The 24,539-nt window shown below is 46.3% G+C and carries 24 protein-coding genes, 6 tRNA genes and 1 rRNA gene; 30 read left to right on the forward strand and 1 reads right to left on the reverse strand.

Annotated features, from left to right (window positions below; all coding sequences use genetic code 11):
• The 7 genes from AB4Z50_RS33530 to AB4Z50_RS33560 all read left to right on the forward strand — a co-directional run.
• A 23S ribosomal RNA gene (locus AB4Z50_RS33530) occupies window positions 1-118 on the forward strand; the annotation flags it as partial.
• A 151-nt stretch (window positions 119-269) separates the two neighbouring features.
• Window positions 270-346: transfer RNA gene (locus AB4Z50_RS33535), tRNA-Met, on the forward strand.
• Between the two features lie 23 nt (window positions 347-369).
• Window positions 370-445: transfer RNA gene (locus AB4Z50_RS33540), tRNA-Val, on the forward strand.
• Window positions 446-480: 35 nt separating this feature from the next.
• Window positions 481-557, forward strand: a tRNA-Asp gene (locus AB4Z50_RS33545).
• A gap of 16 nt (window positions 558-573) precedes the next feature.
• A tRNA-Phe gene (locus tag AB4Z50_RS33550) sits at window positions 574-649 on the forward strand.
• Window positions 650-687: 38 nt separating this feature from the next.
• Window positions 688-772 (forward strand) — tRNA-Tyr (locus AB4Z50_RS33555).
• A 15-nt stretch (window positions 773-787) separates the two neighbouring features.
• Window positions 788-863: transfer RNA gene (locus tag AB4Z50_RS33560), tRNA-Lys, on the forward strand.
• Window positions 864-1,011: 148 nt separating this feature from the next.
• Here the strand turns inward: AB4Z50_RS33560 and ssuE are convergent.
• Window positions 1,012-1,566: an NADPH-dependent FMN reductase gene (gene ssuE / locus AB4Z50_RS33565; RefSeq protein ID WP_441886357.1), complete on the reverse strand. Its 555-nt coding sequence runs from the start codon at window positions 1,564-1,566 to the stop codon at window positions 1,012-1,014.
• A gap of 189 nt (window positions 1,567-1,755) precedes the next feature.
• Between ssuE and AB4Z50_RS33570 the strand changes: the two genes are divergently transcribed.
• The 23 genes from AB4Z50_RS33570 to rapZ all read left to right on the forward strand — a co-directional run bounded on the left by AB4Z50_RS33570 (window position 1,756) and on the right by rapZ (window position 24,522).
• Window positions 1,756-2,703: a glycosyltransferase family 4 protein gene (locus AB4Z50_RS33570; protein WP_441886360.1), complete on the forward strand. Its 948-nt coding sequence runs from the start codon at window positions 1,756-1,758 to the stop codon at window positions 2,701-2,703.
• A gap of 174 nt (window positions 2,704-2,877) precedes the next feature.
• Window positions 2,878-4,020: a PucR family transcriptional regulator gene (locus tag AB4Z50_RS33575; protein ID WP_441886363.1), complete on the forward strand. Its 1,143-nt coding sequence runs from the start codon at window positions 2,878-2,880 to the stop codon at window positions 4,018-4,020.
• 89 nt (window positions 4,021-4,109) lie between these two features.
• A complete protein-coding gene (locus AB4Z50_RS33580) occupies window positions 4,110-5,231 on the forward strand; it encodes an ABC transporter ATP-binding protein (protein ID WP_076270765.1) in 1,122 nt (373 codons plus the stop codon).
• A gap of 203 nt (window positions 5,232-5,434) precedes the next feature.
• Entirely contained in the window at window positions 5,435-6,013 is a 579-nt protein-coding gene (locus AB4Z50_RS33585) for a sigma-70 family RNA polymerase sigma factor (RefSeq protein WP_441886367.1), read from the forward strand.
• Window positions 5,973-7,337: a DUF4179 domain-containing protein gene (locus tag AB4Z50_RS33590; RefSeq protein WP_441886369.1), complete on the forward strand. Its 1,365-nt coding sequence runs from the start codon at window positions 5,973-5,975 to the stop codon at window positions 7,335-7,337. Before AB4Z50_RS33585 ends, AB4Z50_RS33590 begins: the two co-directional genes overlap by 41 nt.
• Before the next feature lie 120 nt (window positions 7,338-7,457).
• Complete coding sequence (gene hprK / locus AB4Z50_RS33595; protein WP_076270762.1) at window positions 7,458-8,396, forward strand: HPr(Ser) kinase/phosphatase; 939 nt, start codon at window positions 7,458-7,460, stop codon at window positions 8,394-8,396.
• Between the two features lie 21 nt (window positions 8,397-8,417).
• The gene (gene lgt / locus AB4Z50_RS33600; RefSeq protein WP_441886373.1) at window positions 8,418-9,419 is read left to right on the forward strand and encodes a prolipoprotein diacylglyceryl transferase; all 1,002 of its coding nucleotides are present in this window, start codon (window positions 8,418-8,420) and stop codon (window positions 9,417-9,419) included.
• Window positions 9,420-9,442: 23 nt separating this feature from the next.
• Window positions 9,443-10,108, forward strand: coding sequence for a pyrophosphatase PpaX (gene ppaX / locus AB4Z50_RS33605; RefSeq protein ID WP_076270761.1), 666 nt, complete (start codon window positions 9,443-9,445; stop codon window positions 10,106-10,108).
• Window positions 10,101-10,634, forward strand: coding sequence for an acyltransferase (locus tag AB4Z50_RS33610; RefSeq protein WP_179089910.1), 534 nt, complete (start codon window positions 10,101-10,103; stop codon window positions 10,632-10,634). Before ppaX ends, AB4Z50_RS33610 begins: the two co-directional genes overlap by 8 nt.
• 195 nt (window positions 10,635-10,829) lie before the next feature.
• Complete coding sequence (locus AB4Z50_RS33615) at window positions 10,830-12,062, forward strand: ATP phosphoribosyltransferase regulatory subunit (protein ID WP_441886378.1); 1,233 nt, start codon at window positions 10,830-10,832, stop codon at window positions 12,060-12,062.
• Complete coding sequence (gene hisG / locus AB4Z50_RS33620; protein ID WP_076270758.1) at window positions 12,059-12,703, forward strand: ATP phosphoribosyltransferase; 645 nt, start codon at window positions 12,059-12,061, stop codon at window positions 12,701-12,703. The genes AB4Z50_RS33615 and hisG overlap by 4 nt, the downstream gene beginning before the upstream one ends.
• Window positions 12,704-12,907: 204 nt before the next feature.
• Window positions 12,908-14,194, forward strand: a complete 1,287-nt coding sequence (hisD, locus tag AB4Z50_RS33625; protein WP_441886381.1) for a histidinol dehydrogenase — start codon at window positions 12,908-12,910, stop codon at window positions 14,192-14,194.
• Between the two features lie 165 nt (window positions 14,195-14,359).
• Window positions 14,360-14,965: an imidazoleglycerol-phosphate dehydratase HisB gene (hisB, locus tag AB4Z50_RS33630; protein ID WP_441886384.1), complete on the forward strand. Its 606-nt coding sequence runs from the start codon at window positions 14,360-14,362 to the stop codon at window positions 14,963-14,965.
• Window position 14,966: 1 nt separating this feature from the next.
• Window positions 14,967-15,584: an imidazole glycerol phosphate synthase subunit HisH gene (hisH, locus tag AB4Z50_RS33635; protein WP_441886387.1), complete on the forward strand. Its 618-nt coding sequence runs from the start codon at window positions 14,967-14,969 to the stop codon at window positions 15,582-15,584.
• A 422-nt stretch (window positions 15,585-16,006) separates the two neighbouring features.
• Window positions 16,007-16,765, forward strand: a complete 759-nt coding sequence (gene hisF, locus AB4Z50_RS33640) for an imidazole glycerol phosphate synthase subunit HisF (RefSeq protein WP_339206014.1) — start codon at window positions 16,007-16,009, stop codon at window positions 16,763-16,765.
• Entirely contained in the window at window positions 16,762-17,454 is a 693-nt protein-coding gene (hisIE, locus tag AB4Z50_RS33645) for a bifunctional phosphoribosyl-AMP cyclohydrolase/phosphoribosyl-ATP diphosphatase HisIE (protein WP_441886390.1), read from the forward strand. Before hisF ends, hisIE begins: the two co-directional genes overlap by 4 nt.
• Window positions 17,455-17,497: 43 nt before the next feature.
• The gene (gene hisJ, locus AB4Z50_RS33650; RefSeq protein ID WP_441886393.1) at window positions 17,498-18,304 is read left to right on the forward strand and encodes a histidinol-phosphatase HisJ; all 807 of its coding nucleotides are present in this window, start codon (window positions 17,498-17,500) and stop codon (window positions 18,302-18,304) included.
• Window positions 18,305-18,419: 115 nt separating this feature from the next.
• The gene (locus AB4Z50_RS33655; RefSeq protein ID WP_076270752.1) at window positions 18,420-19,370 is read left to right on the forward strand and encodes a ribose-phosphate diphosphokinase; all 951 of its coding nucleotides are present in this window, start codon (window positions 18,420-18,422) and stop codon (window positions 19,368-19,370) included.
• Window positions 19,371-19,535: 165 nt separating this feature from the next.
• Window positions 19,536-21,287, forward strand: coding sequence for a tetratricopeptide repeat protein (locus tag AB4Z50_RS33660; protein ID WP_339206018.1), 1,752 nt, complete (start codon window positions 19,536-19,538; stop codon window positions 21,285-21,287).
• Window positions 21,288-21,307: 20 nt separating this feature from the next.
• Window positions 21,308-22,255 carry a thioredoxin-disulfide reductase gene (trxB, locus tag AB4Z50_RS33665; protein ID WP_076270750.1) on the forward strand — a complete coding sequence of 316 codons (948 nt, stop codon included), beginning with the start codon at window positions 21,308-21,310 and terminating at the stop codon, window positions 22,253-22,255.
• 11 nt (window positions 22,256-22,266) lie between these two features.
• A complete protein-coding gene (locus tag AB4Z50_RS33670) occupies window positions 22,267-22,440 on the forward strand; it encodes a hypothetical protein (RefSeq protein WP_441886398.1) in 174 nt (57 codons plus the stop codon).
• Window positions 22,441-22,463: 23 nt separating this feature from the next.
• Window positions 22,464-23,414: an ROK family glucokinase gene (locus tag AB4Z50_RS33675; protein ID WP_339206020.1), complete on the forward strand. Its 951-nt coding sequence runs from the start codon at window positions 22,464-22,466 to the stop codon at window positions 23,412-23,414.
• Between the two features lie 220 nt (window positions 23,415-23,634).
• Entirely contained in the window at window positions 23,635-24,522 is an 888-nt protein-coding gene (gene rapZ / locus AB4Z50_RS33680) for an RNase adapter RapZ (protein ID WP_076270748.1), read from the forward strand.
• The last annotated feature ends 17 nt before the right edge of the window (window positions 24,523-24,539 follow it).

Below are 24,539 nucleotides of genomic sequence, written 5' to 3' on the forward strand. Positions count from 1 at the left end.
TTCCCAGTATGTTCCCAGTATGTAAGACCCCTTGAAGACGACGAGGTTGATAGGTTCGGGGTGGAAGCACAGCAATGTGTGTAGCTGACGAATACTAATCGGTCGAGGGCTTATCCTAAACACGTTTACTGTGACCCATACATCCAGTAGACAGCAGCATTAAGGCTTCAGCAAGCCTAATCTTTCGTATCCAGTTTTCAGGGCGTAATGTTCTGACTTTGCAAGCGTCCCCGAACGCTGCAATCGACAACTATTCGGGGGACAAGCGTGGCGGTGTAGCTCAGCTGGCTAGAGCGTACGGTTCATACCCGTGAGGTCGGGGGTTCGATCCCCTTCGCCGCTACCATTACCTTTTTTATCGTAACATCTGGAGGATTAGCTCAGCTGGGAGAGCATCTGCCTTACAAGCAGAGGGTCGGCGGTTCGATCCCGTCATCCTCCACCATATGTACTTATTCGGTTTTATGACCGGATCCACTTGGAGCTGTGGTGTAGTGGCCCAACATGCCTGCCTGTCACGCAGGAGACCGCGGGTTCGAATCCCGTCAGCTCCGCCATTTTTCTTTAAAGTAAGGCTCGGTAGCTCAGTCGGTAGAGCAGAGGACTGAAAATCCTCGTGTCGGCGGTTCGATTCCGTCCCGAGCCACCACTTTATTTTTCGTTACGACGAGAAATAAGTAATAGTATGGAGGATTAGTGAAGTGGCTAAACACGGCAGACTGTAAATCTGCTCTCTCTGAGTTCGGTGGTTCGAATCCATCATCCTCCACCATTTCTTTTACAGCAAGAGCCATTAGCTCAGTTGGTAGAGCACCTGACTTTTAATCAGGGTGTCGTAGGTTCGAATCCTACATGGCTCACCATTTTTTTTCTAAACACACCTATACAACCGTAGATCTTAGGATCTACGGTTTTTTTGTTTGATTATAATCGAAATAAAAAAGAGTTTGCCCATCATTAAAGTGGGCAAACTCTTTTTTTGCATAGTTAAAACCAGATAATGAATGAATCTTAGTTTTTACTCCGTAGATTCAATTCATAAACAAGCTCGTTTACCGTTTCGTTTAGACGAAGTTTAAGTTCATCATTTAATTCAAATACTGGAGCTTCATTTGGCTCTTGTGAACGCTCGATTTGGGAATCAACGGCGTACACTCCGCTTACATATAATTTCGCGCCCATGGATGCGAGTACCGGCTTGAGGGAATAGTCAATAGAGAGTAGATGTGCGATGGTGCCGCCGATAAACAGAGGAGCAATGATTTTACCATCAAGTCCTTTCTGCGGCAGTAGATCTAGAAACGTTTTTAGAACGCCTGTATAAGATGCTTTGTAAACTGGGCTTGCAATAATAACAGCATCCGCATTCTCGACAAGCTGATTGGCTTCTATAATAGCAGGGCTGCCAAAACGAGCGTGAATTAGATCTTCGGCTGGCAAAGAAACCACGGTTATGGTATCTACCGAAAGACTTTTTGTTATCAATTGTTGCTCTACGTACTGTGTTATGCCATTTAAACGAGATGAAGCATTTGGACTGCCTGAAATAATTACAATCTTGGACATGGGTGCACTCCTCTTTTTCAAATAAATAGTAGAAAATAAAATTACATTAATCCGATAAGTAAACTTTGAATAGATAGTACCATGGCAGATGTTATTTGGTCAAACAGGTTTGATTTGTTTCTTGTATTTTATCGATATAAGGGAACAATGTATACATATAGGAATGAAATAGAAAAAGGGGTAGTTGCAATGGTATACGGATTAGCGGTTTTAATTAGCTTCGCGATCGTATTTGCAAGCGTACCACCGCTTCGTGTATTTGCGCTGCGACTTGGTTTTGTCGATCGTCCTAATCAGAGAAAAATACATAACAAGCCGATCCCTCTCATGGGTGGCGCGGCTATTTTTGTTGGCTGCATCGTTACGATGTTTATTTTTATCGGGTTCACTCCGCTCACTTGGACCATAGTTACGGGTGGAACCGTGCTCGTAATTATTGGACTTCTTGATGATGCGTCAAAGGCAAAAGGGAAAGATTTTCCTATATGGCCGCGTGTCATTCTCTATATAGGTGCTGCGTCAATCCCAAGCTTATTTCACATCAAAATTGCGGGTATCACCAATCCGTTTACACATTTGTTTATTTCATTTCCCGATTGGGTGTCGTGGCTGACAACGATGCTATGGGTTTTCGCGCTAATCAATATGATTAACTTTATTGATGGCGTAGATGGGCTGGCTTCAGGGGTATGCACGCTGTCAGCACTTACACTATTGACGGTGGCGCTCGTCAAAGGTCAGCCAAGCACCGCTATTCTTGCCATTATTGTAGCCGGAGCATGCTTTGGTTTTTTGGTCCATAATTTTTATCCAGCTAGAATTTTTATGGGTGATGCAGGAGCGACCTTCCTAGGTTTTACGCTTGCTGTAATAGCTGTTGATGGAGCGTTTAAGAAAGCAACATTCATTACCTTGCTAGTTCCATTACTGGCGCTTGGATTGCCTATATTTGACACGGCTTATGTTATGCTGCGCAGGCTTATAAGCGGTAAAGGCTTGCATCATGCGGACAAGCTGCATACGCATCATCTTTTGATGAAATGGGGACTGAGCCAGGTTCAAACGGTTTCGTTTTTATATTTAATTGCTGCGTTATTCGCGCTCTTGTCAATCATTCTTTTACTGGTAATAGGCTGAATTAAGCAAGCTCTTGTGGTACAATGACGGGAAAAAGCGTTATTCCACATTAAGGTGCGAATAAACTTTTTTTACTTATTAATCCGCTTATATGGAGCTGCTAATCGCAATAGGTGTCCTCCCATAGGAGGAAGCACGCAGCCGCAAATGCTTGTGGAGATTGGAGATAGAGAAATGAGCACGACAGACTGGTTGAAGCCGCTGAAGCACATTTTGAACTGTCCGGTACATGCTGTTTCGAAATCTATAGCGGAGTGGAACGATTTAATTAGCAATGCTGATGTGGTGTGGTTAGGCGATCATATAGGATCTTCTCCTATAGAGGGCCAACGCGTAGAAAAAAACGAAAAAACGTGGATTGTCATTTCATCTGCGGAATATGAAGTGGATTTATTAGAAATCGATTGTCCATCGCTTCAGGCAACAGAGAAGGAACTGATAAGCTGGACATTGCAGCTTAACCGCGGACATTTAATGGAGAAAAAAAATGCGGCGCTCTCTGAATCAGAGAGGCAAGCGCTTAAGCTTGGAGATTGGATTCAGAAGCAGTTGGAATCGGATGAGCCCGCATATTCCTTACCTGATCATTTAACCGTTGGCAGTCGCTTATTTAATGAAATGATACCTTTCTTACTCGTTACAGAGCAGTCAGGCACGAAGCATGCAACCTATTCTGAATTAGAAAAACTTCTGCGTTCATTTATGTCCGACGATGTCTTGCTTATTCCGCTCAAGAGCCAGGAATGGCTGATATGGGGTTCGATGTCCTTGCTGAGAGATGAGGATTCCGATGCTTTCGATGAGCAGGAGGAAGAGACGATTGAGGATAGTCTAGCTTCGATTGGGCTTGGATTGCATGAGATGCTTGCCAGTGAGTGGATTGGTGAATGCCACATCGCAGTTGCTCATCCATCATCACCAGCAAAAGGTATGATTGAGACGACAATGCTGCTGCGGGAGACGATTAATCTTGGCCGAAAATTCCATGTAGGAACGAATATTTATTTGCCGTGGATGCTTCAGTTGGAACGTTTGTTGAATGCAATTCCTGAAGTCCATCGTGCGAGATATTTGGAGCAGTCGTTAAAAAGAGCGGATCTTTTCGTTGAATCAGAAATGCTGAGTACATTGGAAACATTTTTTACGCTTGATTGCAACGTTAGTGAGACAGCGAAGAAATTATACATTCATAGAAATACATTATTATATCGTTTAGACAAGCTTAAACAAGAGACTGGTTTAGATGTTCGTCAGTTTAGGGATGCCGTACTAGTCAAAATTATATTACTATTGTACAAAGTTACGAAAAGAAATTAGTTTTTTTGTAAAGTATGTGCATAGTCACAAGCTCCCCAGTGGGATAAGATATAGGCATAACGAAATTTCTTTCTAGGGGGAAAATTATCATGGCAGGCGTACGTTTAGAAGGCATTTACAAAAAATACCCGGGTACTGACAAAGCATCGGTTACTGACGTTAACTTAGATATTAAAGACAAAGAGTTTCTCGTATTGGTCGGACCATCTGGTTGCGGTAAATCGACAACTCTTCGTATGATTGCAGGCCTTGAAGAAATTTCCGAAGGCAAATTGTTCATCGGCGACCGCCTTGTGAACGATGTAGCTCCTAAAGACCGCGACATCGCGATGGTATTCCAATCCTACGCGTTGTACCCGCACATGAACGTTTACCAAAACATGGCTTTCGGCCTTAAACTTCGTAAATTCAAAAAAGCAGACATCGACAAACGTGTTCGTGAAGCTGCTAAAATTCTAGATATCGAGCATTTGCTTGACCGTAAACCAAAAGCACTTTCCGGTGGTCAACGTCAACGTGTCGCTCTAGGACGCGCAATCGTTCGTGAGCCACAAGTATTCTTGATGGATGAGCCGCTTTCCAACTTGGACGCGAAACTTCGTGGACAAATGCGCGCTGAAATCAGCAAGCTTACAAAACGTCTTGAAACAACAACTATCTATGTAACGCATGACCAAATCGAGGCAATGACAATGGGTGACCGTATCGTTGTTATGAAAGACGGTTTCATTCAACAAACAGCTTCACCAGAAGAACTGTATAACCACCCGGTTAACATCTTCGTAGCTGGCTTTATCGGCGCTCCATCGATGAACTTTATCAGCGGTTCGCTTACAGAGCAAGGCGGCGCGCTTCGCTTCAAAGCAAGCGGCGTTGATGTAGTTGTTCCAGAAGGCAAAGCAGCATCGCTTCGCTCGAAAGGTTACATCGGCAAAGAAGTGATTCTTGGCATTCGTCCAGAGGATCTTCACGAAGAGCCAGTATTCTTGGAAGCATCCCCACAAACAATCGTGAACGCAAATGTTGAGGTTGCTGAGAACCTTGGTCACGAGATGTACTTGTACCTGAACGGAATCGGCACTGACACAGTTATCGCTCGTGTTGATGGCCGCTCCGGTCTACGTGATGGCACAACTGTTAAGCTTGCGCTTGACATGAACAAAGTACACTTGTTCGACAAAACGACAGAACTTAACATTTTCGAAGCTTAATCAATAGTATGGAAGAAGAACGGTCGGATTATCCGATCGTTCTTTTTTTTATTTAAAAATAGAGGGCGTTTTTATCGAATTGACTGTTGCGATTAAATAAATGGGAGTCAAACAAAACCGTTTCCATGCTTCGGCTGTCTAATACAAAACAGGATTAATAATGTATAAGAAATGAGAGGCAGCCTGGGCAGGAGGGAAGAGGCATGAATAAGGATGAGTGGGCTCAAGCGGCTATACGGGGCGATGAAACGGCGCTGCTGCAGCGTATTGATCTAGATAAGCATCAAATGTATGGGATTGCTTATTCATATATGCGAAATGAGTCGGATGCATTAGAGGCTATACAAGAAACGGTTTGCCGGATATGGACGAAAAAGCACACATTAAGGGAGCCGAAATTTTTTACAACGTGGGCCATTCGTATTTTGATCCGTGTGTGTATGGATGCTAAGAAGAAGCAAACGAGGGAGCGTCCTACCGATTCGATAGCCGAGCAATATGATTTGAGGGAAAAGACAGTTGAGTACGATGAGACAGCAGCACGCCTTGATATGGCTGCGCAGATTCAACTGCTTCCGGTTAACTATCGTATGGTGATAACACTCAAATATTATCGTGATATGACGATTACGGAAATTGCTGAGCTATTGGAGAAGCCTGATGGGACCATTCGAACGTGGCTGAACAAAGCATTAAAAGGACTAAGAGCAGATATGGCACATATGAAGGAGGAGATACGAAATGAGCGAGGCCAAGGAGACGCAGTTCAGGCAAGGCAATGAGGCGCTGCGAAGTGACATTGACTATGTGAATCAGGAGCTTGTTGTGATGCCGGAGTTGGCGCTGGATGCGGCAATACGAAGTGGGATTGAGCAGGGGCGGAAGCGATCCATTCGTAGAAACAGAAAAAGATGGAGTGTGAGCATGATTGCTGCAGGGCTAAGTGTAATCCTGCTTCTAACCGCGTTCGTTCGCGTATCTCCTGTGTTTGCTTCCATTGTGAAAGAAATTCCGGGTTTCAGCGGGTTTGTTGAGTTGATTCAGGGAGATAAGTCCTTGATTACAGCAATGGAAAATGATTTCATACAGCCTATAAAGCTCTCGGACGAGAAAAACGGCTATATTTTTACGGTTGATGGTATTATAGCCGATGATCAGCGTATGGCTATTCTGTATACGGTAGAGGGACCAGGAATTAACGGCAATACAGGATTTCTGGAGTATAAATTAAAAACGAGTGATGGTAAGGATTTGGTCGCTTCCATTGGTTCATCGCATTATCCGAATGATGATACCGAGGGTTCAAGCGTTCCTGTGCATCAATATTTAGATATACTAATGGGCGAAGGTTCTAAAATGCCGGAGAGCTTGCAATTCAGCCTATTGCTTGGCGGTCAGTGGCTAAAGGTTGATTTTCCAATTGAGCATAAAAGATTCGAGGGGATGCGTGAAGAAATCTCGATCGAGCAAAAGGTTGAGGTCGGAGGACAACGTTTTACGGTGAAAAATGCTGTCATAACACCGCTTCAAATAGCAGTGACAATCGAAGCAGATGCAAATAATGACAAACACGCAAATGGTTTTATAAATATAGCGCTTGTCGATGAGAAAGGCAGGCGATATGAGTCGAATTCTGCATTTGGCGATTCTAATACATCAATTACCCTTCACTTTAAGAGCAGTTATTTCGTTAAGCCCAAAAAGTTAACTTTAATTGCGGACGGTTTGTATTTGTCGGAAAACAATTTAAGCATCACGGTGGATACGGATAAAATAGAAACTTTATCATCACCGAATAATAGGCTTCTATTAGCCAGCAAAGAGCTGCTAAATGGTGAGTATGAAGTGAAGTTTGATTTGCTAAGTCAGGATGAGATCGATAAGAAGCCGGGGTATACATTATTTCCGCACGGCGGCACCTTTAAGGACGGTGCTGGTGTATCTTACCCTATTTCAGATAATCGGGGGGTGCAGTGGAATTCAAATGAAGATAAAGTGACCTATGTTTATCAAATTCCAGCAGCAGATTACAAGCAGCCGTTAACATTCAGTATTGAGCAGTACCCTGGTTATGTATTAAAACCGATAAGTATACCGATAAAATAAGTCGAAGGCGCAAGCAGCGGAGGAAACGTTGCGTTCAGCGCCTTTTTCCTTTACGATGAAGACATTGGAAAATATCATACATATACACAATAGCAGTTGTCATATGAGGGAGGCCCTACGATGCCGAAAAAAGTGAAAGTATCTGAGCTCGTTAAACAATTTCAGCTTGAGATTATTGCGGGCGAGGATGGAATGAAGCGCGCCATTACAGTAGATGATTTGTATCGGCCTGGACTCGAAATGGCTGGATATTTCCACTACCATCCAAGTGAGCGCGTACAGCTGCTTGGAAGAACGGAAATCTCGTTCCTAAATATGCTGGACGGTGAAGAGCGCAAGGATCGTATGGTTCGTTTATGCAACGAGGATACACCTTGCATTATTTTGACAAGAGGGCTGGAAGCGCCTCAAGAGCTTGTAGATCAATGTAATGAGAAACAAATTCCGCTGCTTAGAAGCAATGTGGCTACAACCATTTTGTCCAGCAGAATTACGGACTTTTTGGAGAGAAAGCTAGCTCCGACAGCAACGATTCATGGCGTTCTTGTTGACGTATATGGCGTTGGAATGCTTATTACTGGAGGAAGCGGCATCGGTAAAAGCGAGACGGCGCTAGAGCTTGTCAAACGCGGACACCGGCTTGTCGCTGATGATGCAGTAGAAATTATGCAAACCTCCGATGCGCAGCTGCACGGCAGTGCGCCAGAGCTTATTCGTCACCTGCTCGAGATTAGAGGGCTGGGTATTATTAATGTAATGACACTTTTTGGCGCAGGGGCAGTTCGGACGCAGAAGCGTATCGGCCTTGTCATTAAGCTGGAAAACTGGCAGCAGGACAAGCAGTATGATCGCCTTGGATTGGATGAAGAAACGACCCGTATTATCGAGACGGACATTCCGCTCGTAACTGTGCCAGTAAGACCCGGTCGTAACTTAGCGGTCATCATCGAGGTGGCAGCAATGAATTTCCGCTTGAAACGAATGGGTTACAATGCGGCGCTGCAGTTTACGAATAAGCTTACGGAAACGATCGCTGACGATATGGACGAATACGATTGAACCTAAAGGGGATATAACTAAATGAAGACATTGATATTAAACCCAATTGCCTTCACATTAGGCTCTATTGAAGTGCATTGGTATGGCATTATTTTGGGAACAGCGGCATTAGTGGGGCTGCTTCTCGCGGTGCAAGAAGGTAAACGATTCGGAATTAAGCCGGATTTTTTCATGGATTTGTTGCTGCTGGGCGTCCCTTCCGCCATTATTGGAGCGCGAATTTATTATGTAGCGTTCAAATGGGAAGATTATAAAGGCAACTTTGTAGATGTGTTTAAAATATGGAATGGCGGTATCGCGATATATGGTGCGATAATCGGAGCTTTTATTTGCGGGTTCTTCTATTTCCGCTATAAAGGCTATAACTTCTGGCGCTTGGTAGACATTTGTGTACCTGGACTGCTTGCAGGTCAAATGATTGGTCGTTGGGGAAATTTCATGAACCAAGAGGCGTATGGCGGCGTGGTTAGCGAGTCTTTCCTTCGCAATACACTTCATTTACCATCGTTTATCGTGGATCAAATGCTTATTCAAGGTGAATACCGTCACCCGGCTTTCTTGTATGAATCCGTATGGAGCTTGGTCGGTATTGCTATATTGTTCATCCTTCGCCGCCAAAAGTTTTTGCGCGCAGGCGAGCTGATGGCCAGCTACTTTATCTGGTATTCAATCGGCCGTTTCTTTATAGAAGCGCTTCGTACGGACAGTCTTGCATTTAGAGGACCATCGTGGCTGGCATCGTTTATTAATGGCCTCTGGACTCCAATGGAGGTATTGTTCAAACAAGGTTACTTGGATCCTGCGTACGGCAACATAAGGATTTCACAAGTACTGGCGCTGCTTTTAATCGTTGGTGCGGTTGTACTTATTATCGTGCGACGTAAGACGGGACTTGCATCCGCTCATTACCTTGATCCAATTACGACTAGCAAGCCAGAGCGTAACGTGGGATCGGATTCTGAGAAAAAGGGCAAAGACCAACCTGTTGGCACTAAAAAAGATGATGAGGCTGGCAAGCGTTAAATGTAATTTAGGGAGGTTTATCGATGACGGGCAATATCAAAACGATGCTGTTCGATTTGGACGGCACGATTATCGACACCAATGAGCTTATCATCCGCTCGTTCATAGAGTCTTTACAAGGCGTAGCACCAGAAGGATTCGGAAGAGAGCATATTATTCCAAGCATGGGACAGCCGCTTACGGATCAAATGAAGCTATTCTCGGGATTGGATGAAGTAACACATCTTGTGGCAGCGTATCGCGAAGTTAATCTGCGTTTGCATGATGAATATGTAAAACCATTTGATTACGTCATAGAAGTTATTGAGCGGATGCATAAGCAAGGTATCCAAATTGGCGTCGTTACGACAAAAATGCGTCTGACAACGGAACGCGGCTTGAAATACGTTGGGCTGTTCGACTTCGTGGATACCATTGTAACGATTGATGATGTTGTTCATGCTAAGCCGCATCCAGAACCAGTGAGCAAAGCAATCGGACTGCTCGGCGCAGATCCGGCAACGACCATTATGGTTGGAGACAGCACAGTGGATATCGAGTCGGCGATTGCAGCAGGTGCGATAGCAGTTGGTGTCGCTTGGTCGCTAAAAGGTGAGCAAATCCTTAAGGATGCCGGAGCCCATCATGTCATTCACGACATGCGCGATCTCTATTCCTTTGTCGGAATGGAGCGGGAAACATTTGCGTAAAGTTGAACGATATCCGGTGGAAGGGCCAAACGCGCTGTGGCAAGTATATTCAACGGTCAGCCGATTCAAATCGGTTCGTAATTTCATTTGCATCCAGCTAGCGCGCTATTGTCCGATTCTTCCGTTAAAAAATTGGATTTACCGCCGTTTGCTCGGCATGAAGGTCGGAGAACATACCGCTTTTGCACTTATGGTCATGGTCGATGTCTTTTTTCCCGAGCGTATAACGGTAGGCAATAATACAATTATCGGATATAATACAACCATTCTAACTCATGAATATTTGATCAAGGAGTATCGTCTCGGCGACGTCGTGATAGGCTCTCATGTTATGATAGGAGCAAATACGACGATATTGCCAGGTGTAACAATCGGTGATCATGCCATTGTAGCTGCTGGATCAGTTGTCCATAAGGATGTGCCTGCTTATGCATTTGTAGGAGGCAATCCGATGCGGGAAATTAGACGAAGCGAAATGGTCGTGCCAAGCGAATTTGATGAGAATGTGCGCAACATTTTAAACTAATGGGCTATGGAAAGCTTCGTCCGTGCGAGTTCGTCTCGCAGCCGGTCGAGGCTTTCTTTTTTGACGTAAAACGGATCGATTTCAACTTGACGAAAATAAGCTTTTCATGCTAATATTACGACTAAACTCTTTAATTTGTTAGCATGGTAACATGGTATCGCTTTAAACCACTAAAGTAAACGAAGGTGATATTGGATGTCTAAACCAAAAGTATTTGAGAAGCCGATAGGCGTTAAAGATTATTTGCCAAGTGCAGTGGCTAAGCTGCGTCATATTGAACGTCAGGTTCTTGCCTGCATGCAGGGCTGGGGCTACGAACAAATTATAACTCCAACAATGGAATATTACGATACAGTAGGTGTAGCCAGTTCTACATCCGATCAGAAGTTATTCAAGCTGCTTAACAATCGTGGAACAACGCTGGTGCTGCGCTCTGATATGACGTCGCCAATCGCTCGTGTGGTGTCATCCTTATTGAAGCAAGCGGACTTTCCGCAGCGTCTGTCGTATCACTCTAATGTGTTTCGGGCGATAGAGGAAGAGGCGGGCCGCGAGGCAGAATTTTTCCAAACGGGCGTAGAGCTAGTTGGTGATTCTTCTGCAGAAGCGGATGCAGAGGTTGTTGCTCTTGCAATCGCGTCGCTTAAAGCTGCCGGCGTTGAACGTTTCAAGATCGCTATTGGGCATGTTGGGTTCCTAAACGGCTTGCTGGAGCAATCCTTGCCAGGCCGTGCAGAAGCGCAGGAGCAGTTGAAGAGCTGCTTGTTAGGCCGTGATTTTGTAGGTTACCGCGAGCAGCTTCGTGGATTAACCGTGGATGAATCCGTTCAGCAAGAGCTGGAAGGTGTCTTGCGTCTACGCGGCGGGCAAGAGATTTGTGATCAAGCGCTGCAGCTGAATGTGGATGATAAAGCGCGGGCGTCCATTCAACATTTGTGCGAAATATGGGATGTGCTGAAGGCGTACGGGGTTTGTGAGCATGTGCTTATCGATCTGACGATGATTGGTGACTTCTCCTATTACACAGGGATGACTTTCGAGGGTTATGCAGCTGATCTAGGCTTCCCGGTTGTAAGTGGAGGCCGTTATGACAACCTGCTGGCCCAGTTCGGCAGACCGGCTCCTGCAACGGGATTTGCACTCAAGACGACGCGTATTCTGGAGCTGCTTGGCGATGGCGCTGAGAGTGAAACGGAACGCACACTGGTTATCTATGATACAGCTGGACGCAATGAAGCGCTTGTTAAAGCACAGGAGCTGCGCGGGCAGGGTGCGAGCGTTGTAACAGAGCGGGTAGATGCGAATAACGCGCTTCTTGAAGAGATTAAAAATAAGGCACAGCAGCAATCGTTTACTTATAAAGGCGTAGCCTACACAGCATTGCTGACATTTGACGGAAGCGGTATTAAAGGAGGCAGCGCCACATGAGCGGAGCGACAAAAGATATATTGAAAGTGGCGATGCCGAAGGGCCGCATTTATAAGGTAGCTTCCAAGCTGTTCCGTGAAGCGGGGCTTCCGATTCCTAGCGACTTTGATGATACGCGCAAGCTGATCATTGAGCTTCCAGAGGTAGGGATGGAGTTCATTATGGCAAAGCCTGTTGACGTACCGACTTATGTGGAATACGGCGTAGCGGACATTGGAATCGTGGGCAAAGACGTGCTCATGGAGGAAAATAAAGATGTTTATGAGCTGCTTGATCTTGGGATTGCCAAATGCCGGATGTCTGTTATTGGCATGCCGGATTGGAAGCCGACTATGAATCCGCGTGTAGCGACCAAATACCCGAATGTGGCTTCGGCGTATTTCCGTGAGCTTGGGCAGCAGGTGGAGGTCATTAAGCTAAATGGCTCCATCGAGCTTGCGCCAATGATCGGGTTAGCTGACCGTATCGTTGATATGGTAGAAACCGGCCAAACTCTTCGTGAGAATGGGCTTGTAGAAATGGAATCGATCTTCGGTATTACTAGCCGCTTGATCGCGAATCGAGTAAGCTACCGGATGAAGAATGAAGCGATTCAAGGACTGTGTGATCGCTTGCAGGAAGCGTTGGCTAAGCGGGGTTAGGAAGAGAGCGGAAAGTAAGAAGAAAGCATGATCGGATAAAGTGAGCCCAGCAAGAGCGGGAGATGCATGGCGAGTGTCACTGAAGCACGAGCAAACGCAGAGCAGGGCTTGCAGCATTTCATGTATAGACGAGGCATGACAAGTGAAGCGCATGCTGGACTGGACGGATTAATAGCCTTGTGAGTATTGGAAGGAGTGGATGATATGCGTATTATGCGAGCGGAGCAATTTGGTTTGAAGCGTGAGGTGGAGTATGGGACACCTGAGCAAAATGAGTCTGCTTTGAAGATCGTCGCAGACGTAAAGTCTGAGGGGGATGCAGCGCTGCTGAGGTATACGGAGCAGCATGACCGCGTTAAGCTGGACGCTGCGTCGCTGCGTGTGACGCTGGAGGAAATACAGGCGGCGTATGAGCATGTTGACGCCGACTTTCTCACGGCTATTCGCGAAGCAGCCGTGAACGTTCGGGTATTCCACGAGAAGCAAATGCGTACCTCGTGGATGGATTTGCAGCAGGACGGAACGCTGCTCGGGCAAATTATGCGACCGCTCAAGCGGGTCGGCGTATACGTGCCCGGAGGCAAGGCGGCTTATCCGTCGTCCGTGCTGATGAATGTTATACCGGCGCAGGTAGCTGGCGTGCCGGAAATTGTTATGGTGACGCCGCCGGCAACTGGCGGCACGGAAGGCATCGACCCGTATATTCTCGTTGCCGCCGCGGAATCGGGCGTCAAGGAGATGTACCGGGTCGGCGGCGCACAGGCCATAGCCGCGCTTGCGTACGGCACGGCCACGATTGCTCCGGTCGATAAAATTTGCGGACCGGGCAATATTTATGTGGCGCTTGCGAAGCGCGCCGTATTCGGTGCCGTCGATATCGACAGTATCGCCGGGCCAAGTGAAATCGTCGTGCTTGCTGACGATTCGGCTGATCCTGCGTATGTAGCCGCGGATCTGCTGTCGCAGGCGGAGCACGATGAGATGTCATCGGCGATCCTTGTAACGCCATCGCAGCAGCTTGCGGAAGCTGTAGCAGCGGAGGTGGAGCGTCAGCTGTCCACCCTGCCGCGCCAAGACATTGCACGCAGCTCCATCGACAACTATGGCGCTGTACTGCTGGTCGACTCGCTCGAAGCGGGTATCGACGTTATTAATCAGATCGCGCCTGAACACTTAGAGGTGCTGACGGTTGACCCGATGCGTTTGCTCGGCTACATTCAGAACGCAGGTGCTATTTTCCTTGGGCCATACAGCTCGGAGCCGGTCGGGGATTATTTTGCTGGACCTAACCACATCATTCCAACAAACGGCACAGCACGGTTCTCATCGCCGGTTAACGTTGATGATTTCTTGAAGAAATCGAGCTTGATTTACTACAGTAAAGAAGCGTTGATGGCTAATGGCGATAAAATCATGACGCTGGCTCGTCATGAAGGACTTGAAGGGCACGCTCGTGCAATCGAGGTTCGTCTTGAGAAGGAACGCGGGTAAACATTTTAACGTAAATAGATAAATTTGTTAGGCAAACAATTAAGTATAGGAGAGTTATTACCTAGGTAATAACTCTTATGCTCTTTAGCGGCATATGCTGGAATTCCCTTATGCGGCAGGGTATTTGAGATGATGGAAACAAATATAATCATATAGGAAGAAGGAATGAAAGTGTCGGAAAATCGCGTACGTGAAGCATCGGTGGCACGCAAGACGAATGAAACGGATATTAAGCTTACTTTTGCAGTAGATGGAACAGGTGAAACAAAGATTGATACAGATGTCCCTTTCTTTAACCATATGCTGGATCTATTTATTAAGCACGGCCAGTTTAATCTGGAATTAGAAGCACGCGGAGACATCGACATCGATGATCACCATACGGTAGAGGATATCGGAATTTGCATCGGTCAGACGCTTCGTGAAGCGCTGGGCGATAAACGCGGCATCAAGCGTTACGCTAGCGTATTTGTACCAATGGATGAGGCGCTGGCTCAGGTTATTATTGATGTGAGCAACCGCCCACACTTTGAATATCGTGCCGAATACCCATCCACACAAGTAGGCAGCTTCTCGACAGAGCTTGTTCATGAGTTTTTGTGGAAGCTTGCACTTGAATCACGCATCACGCTTCACGTAATCGTACATTACGGCAAAAACACGCACCACATGATTGAAGCGGTGTTCAAAGCGCTTGGACGAGCGCTTGATGAAGCAACAAGCATTGATCCTCGCGTACAAGGAGTGCCTTCAACGAAAGGAGTGCTCTAGGATGATCGCGATTATTGATTATGGGATGGGCAACCTCCACAGCGTAAGCAAAGCGGTTGAGCGTCTTGGATACGAGGCGGTTATAACAGACGATCCCGAGAAGATTGCAGCTTCAGACGGAGCGATTCTTCCTGGCGTTGGTGCGTTTGGCGATGCTATGCAAAACCTGCGGGAAACGAAGATGGATGAAGTGACTAAAGCGTATGCAGCYTCTGGTAAGCCGCTGCTCGGCATTTGCCTTGGCATGCAGCTTCTCTTCACCGAAAGTGACGAATATGGAACGAATGAGGGATTAAATCTTCTTCCCGGCAAAGTTAGCCGTTTTACAGGTGATTACAAGATTCCGCATATGGGTTGGAACAAGCTGAATTTCCTTCAAGAGCAATCGCCTCTATTTAATGGGTTGACCGAAGGGCATGTTTATTTCGTACACTCGTTCCATGCGAAGCCGGAGGTAAGTTCCGACCTGCTCGCAACAACAGACTATTATCAGCAGGTAACAGCAATTGTTGGTCGCGGAAACGTATATGGCATGCAATTTCACCCCGAAAAAAGCGGAGAGCTTGGCATGCAGCTGCTGGGCAACTTTCTTGCACTAACTAAAATTAACGAAGCATAACAAGCTTCAATAGATATTCAAGCAAGTTAACTACTTAAACAAATTAAATCGTTTAAGACTTAAAGCTTAAGCTTGCCCCACAGGCTATTGCGATGATAAGCCTGTGTGAGAATTGCATAGTGCCTGTATACTGTTTACCTGTTTGCATGTGTGTGTGAGCAGTACTTGTGTGCTTGGATAATGATCGATCAAGCCAAGCACAGGCTGCTCAATCTTGCCAACATTGCTGAATGAATGCATTCCATTTAATAATGACCGTGCTATTTCTTCCATACTTACAAATGAGTCTACGCTGCTTGGTAAGGATGCTTCTTCCTTAATCCAAGCAGTTTTATCAAAGTGATTCCAAGTAATCCTAAGTAATGCCGAGTGTTACCGGATAGACAATTAAGCTCGACTACGGGCATAAAGGAGAGTGCAATATGCTGGCGAAACGTATCATTCCTTGTCTTGACGTGAAGGATGGCCGCGTTGTGAAGGGTGTTAATTTTGTGAACCTGCGCGATGCGGGCGACCCAGTCGAGCTGGCGGCCACTTATGACCAAGAGGGCGCAGATGAGCTTGTATTTCTAGATATATCGGCTTCCGTTGAAGGGCGTGCGACGATGATTGAAGTGGTCAAGCGGACCGCTGGGGAAATTACGATTCCGTTTACGGTAGGCGGCGGCATATCTCATGTCGATGATATGAAGCGGCTGCTGCGCGCCGGCGCGGACAAAATCGGCATAAATACAGCTGCGGTTTTAAACAAGGCACTCATTCAAGAGGGGTCACGCAAGTTTGGATCACAGTGCATCGTGGTGGCGATTGATGCGAAGTTTAATGCTGAGTGGGGCGAATGGGAAGTTTACACGCACGGCGGACGCAAAACGACTGGCATTAAGGCGCTCGAATGGGCACGTGAAGTGGAGAAGCTAGGCGCAGGTGAAATTTTGCTGACTAGCATGGATGCCGATGGCACCAAAGACGGCTTCGACATCAAGCTCACGCAGGCGGTGTCAGATTCGCTAGGCATTCCTGTCATTGCTTCGGGCGGAGCGGGTAGAGTCGAGCATTTTAACGATGTATTCCAAATGGCACATGCGGATGCGGCTCTAGCTGCGACGATTTTTCACTATAAAGAAATGACGATTCGTGAAGTGAAGGACGACTTGCGCTTGAAGGGAGTAGAGGTACGATGACGGAAAACAATCATAATGAACTTATCTCAAAAATTAAATGGGACAATGCGGGGCTAGTACCAGCTATTGTTCAAGATGTGCAAAGCAAAGAAGTGCTTATGATGGCTTATATGAATAAGGAATCACTTCAGCTATCCGTTGAATCCGGCGTGACTTGGTATTGGAGCCGATCGCGTAATGAGCTTTGGAACAAAGGAGCGACAAGCGGCAATACGCAGCGCATCGTCTCTTTGGCTTATGATTGCGACGGTGATACATTGCTCGTTAAGGTGGAGCAAAAAGGTCCAGCTTGCCACACAGGGCGCTATAGCTGCTTCTTTAATTCGGTTGAAGTAGCTGGGAACACAGATGCTTCTTCAGAGGCTGGACAATCCGCTGCAGACCGCTTTGCTACGCTTGGACAACTAGAGAGCGTGATTGCCGAGCGTTACGCAGAGCGCCCTGAAGGCTCTTACACCTCATACCTGTTCGATAAAGGTGTAGATAAGATTTTGAAAAAAGTAGGCGAAGAAGCATCCGAGGTGATCATAGCAGCGAAGAATAAAGATAACGACGAGCTTCGCAGCGAGGTTGGCGATCTTATTTTTCACCTGATGGTATTGCTTCGTGAACGTGGATTGCCGCTAGATGATGTAATCAGTGAAATTAACAATCGTCACGGCAAGCCAACAACAAATAAAATGAGATAATGGAAGCTGAATGATAAATGACAGCAGAAAGGCCGGTACGCACATGTTTATCGATTACCATACGCATCATGCTCGCTGTGGTCATGCCGTCGGAGAGCTAGAGGAATATGTAAAGAAGGGCATAGAGATCGGACTCGTGCAGCTCGGCCTTTCCGATCATATGCCTCTGCTCCATGTTGACCCTGCGACTTATTATCCGGAAATGGCTATGCCGATGGATGAGCTTCCGCGTTATGTGGAGGAATGCCTTGCGCTTAAGGAAAAGTATAAGGGACAAATCGACATACGTGTTGGGCTTGAAGGCGATTATATCGAGGGCAGCGAGGAGCAGATCGCTGCGATCGTGAACGCGTACCCTTGGGACTATGTGATTGGCTCTGTTCATTTTCTTGAGGAGTGGGACATTACCGATTTCCGGCAAACGGGAGGCTGGGAAGGCCGCAATCGTATGGCTGTATACGAACAGTACTACGCAGCCGTGGGCAAAGCAGCCGCAAGCGGGTTCTATGACTACATTGGACATATTGATGTCATCAAGCGTTTTGGCTTTCAGCCGGAGGAAAATGTTACCCATTTGGAGAACGCTGCACTAGAGGCAGTCAAGAAGCATGGACTTGCGATTGAGCTCAACGCATCGGGCCTTCGCACACCTGCAGCAGAGATGTTTCCGAGCCGTAGAATGCTGGAATATGCACTGGAACTAGGTATTCCGCTGACGGTTGGTTCGGATGCTCACCAGCCTGAAAGACTAGGCCAATATTTGGATCAAGCGTACGATTTGCTCAAAGAAGTTGGCTTTAAGCAGCTTGCGACATTTAATTGTCGAAAATTAGTGATGATTGATTTTTGAAATATCGTAAATTCCATGTATAATATAGATGATCAAATAAGCTTTGTCGAATGATCCGGCAAAGACGAGTACTTGTTCCGTCAAATTAATTGGTTTTAACGCTCAGGAGGGTATCATGTTAAGCGACAAGGTGCGTATTTTTTCGGGTTCGTCTAATCCGGTATTGGCTCAGAAAATTAGTGCAGAGCTTGGTCTGACGCTAGGTGCGATCAAGATGTCCCGTTTTAAAAGCGGAGAGATTTACGTGCATTACGAGGAAACGATTCGGAATTGCGATGTATTTCTCGTACAATCATTCTCACATCCAATCAACGAGCATTTTGTCGAATTGCTTGTTATGATTGATGCGGCGAAGCGTGCTTCCGCAAGAACGGTCAACATCATCATGCCTTATTACGGTTATGCGCGTCAGGAGCGCAAAGCAGCACCTCGGGAGCCGATTTCAGCGAAAATGCTGGCGGATGTGCTCACGACAGTAGGAGCGAACCGAGTGATTACAATCGACCTACATGCTCCAGCTATTCAAGGCTTCTTCAACATTCCAGTCGATCATATGACTGCGCTAGATTTAATCAGCGATTATTTGAAGTCGAAAAACATCAAGAACCCGGTTGTTGTATCGCCGGATGCAGGACGTGCTTCAACTGCTGAGAAGCTAGCGAACTACTTGGATACATCGTTTGCGATTATGATCAAGAAACGCCCTGCGCATAATGAATCAGTTATCACACATGTTATCGGTGATGTCGAAGGTCAAACTCCGATTATTATCGAGGATCTCATCGATACGGGATCTACGATTGTTAACGTTGTGGAAAGCTTGAAGGAGCGCGGCGCTGAGGATGTATTTGTATGCGCAACGCATCCGTTATTCTCCGGCTCTGCCATTGAGCGTTTGGATCATCCCAATATTAGAGAAGTCATCGTAACAGACTCAATCAGCTTGCCGGAATCGACTCCTGAACGCTTCAAGGTGCTTTCCGTTGCGCCGTTGCTTGCAGAAGCAACACGCATTATTTTGGAGGGCGGCTCTATTAGCACATTGTTCAAAAGCAATGGTGTCTAAACGTTCAAATGGAATGCAGAACTAACGAAATGAATAGTAATGCCGCGGGAAATCGCGGGTGGTGTATTTGCCATCCGCGATTTTCCCACATATTCTTTCATGTTCTCAGGGGTATTGCTATGGTATAATCGTATAAAATCGGAAGTAACGGGAGGTGCCTTGCGGGTGAAAGAAAAGAAACGAGTTGCCGTAGATCAACAGACGAAAGTCATACCGGTTCAATGGGACGCTACGTTTTTTTTCGAACGTGCGGTTCGATCGCTTGATCGGCTCCATTATGACAAGGCACTTAAATATTTTCGTCGCGCCGTCGAATACGAGCCGGAGAATCCGGTAAACCATTGTAATATGGCCGGCATTCTTTCTGAAATGGGCAACTATGAGGAATCGAATAAAATCCTCGGTTGGATTGTAGATGAGCTTGATCCGACGATGACGGAGTGCCATTTCTATATGGCGAACAATTTTGCTAATTTAGAACAATATGAAGCAGCCGAAGGCTCGCTTATTCGATATTTGGAAGAGGACTCCGAAGGACAGTTTCTGGATGAAGCGGAAGATATGATGGATCTACTGCATTTTGAACTGGAGCGTCCTACTCGTCTAACCAACATTAAGTCTCGTGAAGGCATGGTCGAGCATGATTTGGCGCGCACGCTGCTGGAGGAAGGTAAATTCACTGAGGCTGTGCGCATTTTGGAGAAAATTATCGAAGGACAGCCAGATTTTTTAGCTGCTCGAAATAATTTGGCATTGGCCTACTACTATATGGGCATGTTCGATAAAGCGATGGATACGATCCATGAAGTGCTTGATCTTGAAGCGGGCAACCTGCATGCGCTGTGCAACCTTGCTATTTTTTATCAGCACAAGAACGATGAAAAAAGCTTGAAGCCGCTTGTTGAGCTGCTTGCGAAGACGGTACCGTTCCATCAAGAGCATGTGTTTAAACTGGCAACAACAATGGGCATCTTAGGAGAGCATGGTGCTGCTTATAAGCATTTCACCAGACTTCTCAAAGACTCAGAGCTCACTCAGGATCCAAGCCTGTATCATTACGCGGCTGTTGCAGCTTGCAATATCGGACGTTTGCAGGAAGCAGAGCGCCTATGGAAGCAGACAATCAAGCTCGATCCAAAATCAAGCATTCCTCTTTATTATATGGAGCAGCTTGAGCTGGTACGAAGCGGGCAGCAGACGGCTGCCATCAGCTATCACTATCATTTGCCGTTTGAAGAGCAGTTTAAGCTATGGGAGAAATCTTCCGATGGCATTCCCGATCATCTTAAGCGCGATCCGCTAGTACGTTCGTCGTTCTTCTGGGCGCTGCGTCATGGTGATCAGGACACGAAGCTGCAGGTTATTCAGGCTCTAGGGATGATCGCCGACAGCGAAGTGAAGGATGTTCTTCAGACATTTTTGCTCGAGAAGGAAGAGGATGATTATTTAAAACGGATTGCCATCTTTGTACTCCGAACGATGGGCGTACAAGAGCCTTTACATGTGGTGCTGGAAGGCAAAGAAACGGTCATTGAGCCGAACAGGGTCCCTTCAAGTCTGCCTGTATGGGAAGATAAATGGCAGGCTGTTGCAGATATCGCTCTTGATCGCATGAGCAAGCAGTATGATTTGGTTCAGCAGCATGATTTGATGACCTTATGGGTGGAATTTTTGACGCGAGTATATCCAGATGCTCCGAAGCTTACGAAGCCGGAGAGCTGGGCGGCCGCATTAGAATATTTAACTGCAAAAATGCATCGTCGTGCTATCTCCTATCACGAGGTTTCCACCAGATACGGTACATCTATTGCGACAGTCAGCAAGAACGTCAAGATTATTGATGAAGTTTGCGGCATCAAAGAAAAGATGAAGTCGATGAGTTCCGTCTTCTTTACGCAAGAATTACAGGACGAATAAACTTTTACGAGGTGAAGCTTATGTACAAATCAATTATTATCGGTACTGGTCCTGCGGGGCTTACAGCAGCTATTTATTTGGCTCGCGCTAACATGAGCCCACTCATTATTGAAGGTCCAGAACCGGGCGGTCAATTGACGACAACAACAGAGGTTGAGAATTTCCCTGGTTTCCCGGAAGGGATTATGGGTCCTGAGCTGATGGAAAACATGCGTAAGCAAGCGGAGCGCTTTGGCGCTAAGTTTATTACGGGTTGGGTTAATAGCGTGGATATGTCAGAGCGTCCATTCAAGCTTCAAGTGGAAGGCCATGGCGAGCTTGTTGGGGAGAGCATCATTATTTCTACTGGTGCATCGGCTAGATACCTCGGCATTCCAGGCGAGAAAGAAAACGTTGGCCGAGGCGTAAGCACTTGCGCAACTTGCGATGGCTTCTTCTTCCGCGGTAAAAAAATTATCGTAGTGGGCGGCGGCGACTCTGCGATGGAGGAAGCAAACTTCCTTACTCGTTTTGCTTCAAACGTAGAGCTTGTTAACCGTCGTGATGAGCTTCGCGCATCAAAAATCATGCAGGATCGCGCTCGTGAGAACGAGAAAATCAGCTGGAGCTTAAACCGCACACCGGTTGAGGTTGTAGCAACTGGCATGGGTGTTACTGGACTTAAAGTTCGTGACAACGAGACAGGTGAAGAGGATGTTATTGAGACAGACGGAATCTTTATCGCTATCGGCCATACGCCAAACACGAAATTCCTAGCAGGTCAAATCGATACAGACGATCATGGTTACATTGTTGTAAAACCAGGTACATCTGAAACGAATGTACCGGGCGTGTTCGCTTGTGGAGATGTTCAAGACAGCAAATATCGTCAAGCAATTACAGCAGCAGGCAGCGGTTGTATGGCTGCACTGGATTGTGAAAGATATTTGGAGGGTGCAATTACGCATGACTGGAGCAAATCGCTTTAATACTTGACGAGTTGCAACATAAGATAAAGAAGGGGCTATACCAGCAGAGCGACATGCTTGAAGGTATAGCTTTTTCATTAAATGCTGAAGGCGTTTTTTCCAAGCCCAGAATGGTTGATTTGCCAGTATTCCTCTATCTTGACCAGAGGATGAAGGTCGCTTATAGTGTTACAAGAGAAGATTAACATATTGATGAGGTGGACTAGTGATGTCTGAGAAGATTTACGTTGGAGTCGATGTCGGCGGAACTGCTATTAAAGTAGGTATTTGTAATTCGGATGGGCAATTGCTCCAGACGTACGAGGGGCCGACGGAGGCGAGTAAAGGAACGGACACTATCCTTCAAAATATTGCGAAATATGCACAACAAATCGTAGTGGAATCGGACTATGATTGGGAGCAAGTTGACGGGGTAGGCGTTGGTATTGCTGGTTTCTTAGATATTCCAAACGGAATTGTGAAATTTGCACCAAACTTAAAAATCGAGAACGTCAATCTTAAGGCTTATTTGGAGCAAGAGCTGAATAAGACAGTTAAAGTTAATAATGATGCGAATGTTGCTGCACTAGGCGAAGCTTGGGGCGGAGCGGGCAAAGGCATCGCGCACTGCGTATGCTACACGCTCGGCACAGGCGTAGGCGGCGGCATTATTATAGATGGTAAAATCGTTGAAGGCTCTATGGGTATGGCTGGCGAGCTTGGTCATATGGCTATCGTGCCTGATCTTGAAGCTATTGTATGCGGCTGCGGCAAAATTGGCTGCTTGGAAACGGTATCCTCTGCAACAGGTATTATCCGTATGGCAAAGGATGCGGTTGAACGCGGCGATCGTACATCGCTTTCACTTGTTGAGGATATTATGGCGAAGGATGTTCTTGATGCGGCTAAAGCAGGAGACGAAGTAGCAACTCGCATCGTAAACCGTGCTGCTTATTATTTGGGTAAATCAATGGCGATGATCGCTATTGTATTGAATCCGCAATATTTCATCATTGGCGGCGGCGTTTCGAAGGCTGGAGAATTTTTATTCGAGCAAATTCGTGAAGTATTCGACAAGTATACACAGGATCAAGCGAAAGAAAATGTGCAAATCGTAGCGGCAACACTAGGCAACAACGCTGGCGTTGTAGGCGCAGCTGGCCTTATTCTAAGAGGTTAATTTCATAGTTGTAAATGACGAAGAGACTTTGCATCTGCAAAGTCTTAACCTATTCTTACGAAGTAGGTTTGCGTTCGCAAACCTTATGCGTATCCTTACGAAGTAGGTTTGCCCTAGCAAACCTTAAGCATATCCTTACGAAGTGACTTTGCATTCGCAAAGTCTAAGTGTATCCTTACGAAGTGACTTTGCATTCGCAAAGTCTTTAGGAGGTTTATTCATGGAAACGACAGCAGCAGTAGCAAAGCTTGTCATAATAACCGGGATGTCTGGCGCGGGCAAGACCATTGCTGTCCAAAGCCTGGAGGATCTCGGTTTCTTCTGCGTAGATAATCTGCCGCCCGTTCTTATTCCTAAATTTGCAGAGTTGATCGATCAGTCGAACGGTAAAATCGGCAACGTTGCGCTTGTTATCGATTTGCGCGGGCGTGAATTTTTCACGGCGCTTTCGGAGTCGTTGGCCTATATCAAGGAGCATTATACGATTAGCTGTGAAATCTTATTTTTGGATGCAACTGATTCTGTCTTGGTTCAGCGCTATAAGGAAAGCCGACGTCGTCATCCGCTGGCGCCTGAGGGCATGCCGCTTGAGGGCATTCGCAACGAACGTCGCCTGCTTGAAGATTTAAAGGGCTGGGCATCACAGGTTATTGATACGAGTATTTTGAAACCAGCACAATTGAAGGAACGTATTATTTCTCATTTTACACACCTAGAGCAAAACAGCTTGTCGATAAATGTAACTTCCTTTGGCTTTAAATATGGCATTCCTATCGATGCGGATTTGATCTATGATGTTCGTTTCTTGCCTAATCCGCATTATGTCGAGCATCTGCGCCCAAATACCGGTCAAAATCCCGATGTATATGAATACGTTATGAAATGGCCTGAAACTCAGCAATTTCTAACGAAGCTGCTGGATATGTTGCAATTCCTTATTCCGCTTTATCGTAAGGAAGGGAAAAGTCAGGTTGTTATCGGTATTGGCTGTACTGGCGGTAAGCATCGTTCCGTTGCTATAGCAGAATATTTGGGACGCATGCTCGGCAGCAGTGATACGGAACGTGTGCGTGTCAGCCATCGCGATGCCGAACGTGACAAGCATTGACGAGGTGAGAAAATGCA

Source organism: Paenibacillus sp. 2TAB26 (assembly GCF_052115145.1).
Lineage (GTDB): Bacteria > Bacillota > Bacilli > Paenibacillales > Paenibacillaceae > Pristimantibacillus.

Coding starts and splice junctions, on each gene's coding strand:
- AB4Z50_RS33675 (WP_339206020.1), top strand. CDS start 22,464: ATGTCTGAGAAGATTTACGTTGGAGTCGATGTCGGCGGAACTGCTATT.
- ssuE (WP_441886357.1), bottom strand. CDS start 1,566: ATGTCCAAGATTGTAATTATTTCAGGCAGTCCAAATGCTTCATCTCGT.
- AB4Z50_RS33590 (WP_441886369.1), top strand. CDS start 5,973: ATGAGCGAGGCCAAGGAGACGCAGTTCAGGCAAGGCAATGAGGCGCTG.
- AB4Z50_RS33575 (WP_441886363.1), top strand. CDS start 2,878: ATGAGCACGACAGACTGGTTGAAGCCGCTGAAGCACATTTTGAACTGT.
- AB4Z50_RS33615 (WP_441886378.1), top strand. CDS start 10,830: ATGTCTAAACCAAAAGTATTTGAGAAGCCGATAGGCGTTAAAGATTAT.
- hisD (WP_441886381.1), top strand. CDS start 12,908: ATGCGTATTATGCGAGCGGAGCAATTTGGTTTGAAGCGTGAGGTGGAG.
- hisIE (WP_441886390.1), top strand. CDS start 16,762: ATGACGGAAAACAATCATAATGAACTTATCTCAAAAATTAAATGGGAC.
- ppaX (WP_076270761.1), top strand. CDS start 9,443: ATGACGGGCAATATCAAAACGATGCTGTTCGATTTGGACGGCACGATT.
- AB4Z50_RS33580 (WP_076270765.1), top strand. CDS start 4,110: ATGGCAGGCGTACGTTTAGAAGGCATTTACAAAAAATACCCGGGTACT.
- AB4Z50_RS33655 (WP_076270752.1), top strand. CDS start 18,420: ATGTTAAGCGACAAGGTGCGTATTTTTTCGGGTTCGTCTAATCCGGTA.
- hisJ (WP_441886393.1), top strand. CDS start 17,498: ATGTTTATCGATTACCATACGCATCATGCTCGCTGTGGTCATGCCGTC.
- lgt (WP_441886373.1), top strand. CDS start 8,418: ATGAAGACATTGATATTAAACCCAATTGCCTTCACATTAGGCTCTATT.
- trxB (WP_076270750.1), top strand. CDS start 21,308: ATGTACAAATCAATTATTATCGGTACTGGTCCTGCGGGGCTTACAGCA.
- AB4Z50_RS33585 (WP_441886367.1), top strand. CDS start 5,435: ATGAATAAGGATGAGTGGGCTCAAGCGGCTATACGGGGCGATGAAACG.
- hisG (WP_076270758.1), top strand. CDS start 12,059: ATGAGCGGAGCGACAAAAGATATATTGAAAGTGGCGATGCCGAAGGGC.
- hprK (WP_076270762.1), top strand. CDS start 7,458: ATGCCGAAAAAAGTGAAAGTATCTGAGCTCGTTAAACAATTTCAGCTT.
- hisF (WP_339206014.1), top strand. CDS start 16,007: ATGCTGGCGAAACGTATCATTCCTTGTCTTGACGTGAAGGATGGCCGC.
- hisB (WP_441886384.1), top strand. CDS start 14,360: ATGAAAGTGTCGGAAAATCGCGTACGTGAAGCATCGGTGGCACGCAAG.
- AB4Z50_RS33570 (WP_441886360.1), top strand. CDS start 1,756: ATGGTATACGGATTAGCGGTTTTAATTAGCTTCGCGATCGTATTTGCA.
- rapZ (WP_076270748.1), top strand. CDS start 23,635: ATGGAAACGACAGCAGCAGTAGCAAAGCTTGTCATAATAACCGGGATG.